The sequence below is a fragment of the Luteococcus sp. Sow4_B9 genome (assembly GCF_052116585.1).
Classification (GTDB): Bacteria; Actinomycetota; Actinomycetes; order Propionibacteriales; family Propionibacteriaceae; genus Luteococcus.
This window is the reverse complement of sequence record NZ_JBQKKT010000058.1, coordinates 1-1,423: the sequence shown is the minus strand read 5'-3', so window position 1 is coordinate 1,423 and position 1,423 is coordinate 1. Positions and strand designations below refer to the sequence as shown.

Genomic DNA, 1,423 nt, shown 5'->3' with positions numbered 1-1,423 from the left:
CGGCTACTAGTTCCATTGACCTCAGGTCGGGCCTTGGCCGAGGCTCGGTTCAGGTGGTCTGGGGCGGTCGCTCCGTTTGCGGCTGTCCACCGTTGGGTGTGACTTTCATTTGGCGTGCGCTACCCCGGACCACCGCTTGGGCGGGAGAGGCTGAAGAGGGGAATGACGCCTGGTAGTAGCGGTGCCCTCCCGACCCGACACACACATTGTCAAGGTGAAATTAGGAGGTAGTCATGGGCGTGGTGATCGGGATGGATCCCCACAAACGCACCGTCACAATCGAGGTGATGGACGCCGACGAACAGATCCTGGGACACCGGCAGTTCACCACCGACGTCGACGGATTCGACCAAATGCTCGCCTACACGCAGACATGGCCGGAGAGGGTCTGGGCGGTCGAAGGATGCGCCGGAATCGGCCGCCACGTTGCCGAGCGACTGGTCCTGCGCGGTGAACGTGTGGTCGATGTTCCGGCCAAGTTGTCGGCGAGGATGCGGATGTTCGCCACCGGCCAGGGACGCAAGACCGACGACACCGACGCTCACTCGATCGCGCTGGTCGGAGTCCGCATCACCGGCCTGCACCAGGTCGTGTCCGACGAACAGCTGGAAGTGCTCCGGCTGCTGGTCGACCGCCGCCGCAGAATCGGTGACGAGCACGTCACCAAGGTCTGCCAGCTCCATCGGATCCTGCTCGAGCTGATCCCCGGCGGGGCGAAGAAGGACTTGTCAGCAGCCCAAGCACGACGACTCCTCGCCGGTATCCGTCCCAGGGATGTGGTCGGCAAGACCCGCAAACGCGTCGCGATGGAACTCGTCGAGGACCTCGAACGCGTCTATGCCCGCAAGAAGGCCGCGAACAAGGAACTCATCAGTCTGATCCGCGAGACCCGCACCGGCCTTCTGGACTTGCACGGCATCGGTCCGTCTGGCGCGGCGAAGCTGCTGGTCGAGGTCGCCGACATCACCCGCTTCCCCGACAAGGGTCACTTCGCGTCCTGGACCGGCACCGCACCGGTCGACGTCTCCTCGGGTGACCATCCACATCACCGGCTCTCGCGGGGCGGGAATCGGGAGATCAACCGGGTCCTGCACATGATGGCCGTCGTCCAACTCAGGAACCCGACCGAAGGGCGGGCCTATTACGACCGCAAGAAGGCTGAAGGGAAGAGCCCCAACGAAGCGATGAGGGCGTTGAAACGCCGGCTGTCGGACGTCATCTATCGGACCATGCTGAATGACTACGTCGCCATCCATGGGGCGGGTTCGGGAGGACACCGGGACGCGCATACTGGCTCCGACGCGGCTGGCTCACAGTCCCACACCAGCACTTCGAAGAAGTCACTTCCCGAACCCGCTGACCCCGACCTTACGACGCCGCTGCCGATCGCGTCATGAGCCACCCTTGACACAGAGGGGTGCCA

The 1,423-nt window shown here is 64.1% G+C and carries 1 protein-coding gene; it reads left to right on the top strand.

Annotation, left to right across the window (positions count from 1 at the left end):
• The first annotated feature begins 233 nt into the window (after positions 1-233).
• Positions 234-1,397 carry an IS110 family transposase gene (locus ACTQ49_RS14905; protein ID WP_441828620.1) on the top strand — a complete coding sequence of 388 codons (1,164 nt, stop codon included), beginning with the start codon at positions 234-236 and terminating at the stop codon, positions 1,395-1,397.
• Positions 1,398-1,423 lie beyond the last annotated feature (26 nt).

What these genes read in the sequence shown, in the direction of transcription:
- ACTQ49_RS14905 (WP_441828620.1), top strand. Translation starts at nt 234, where the DNA reads ATGGGCGTGGTGATCGGGATGGATCCCCACAAACGCACCGTCACAATC.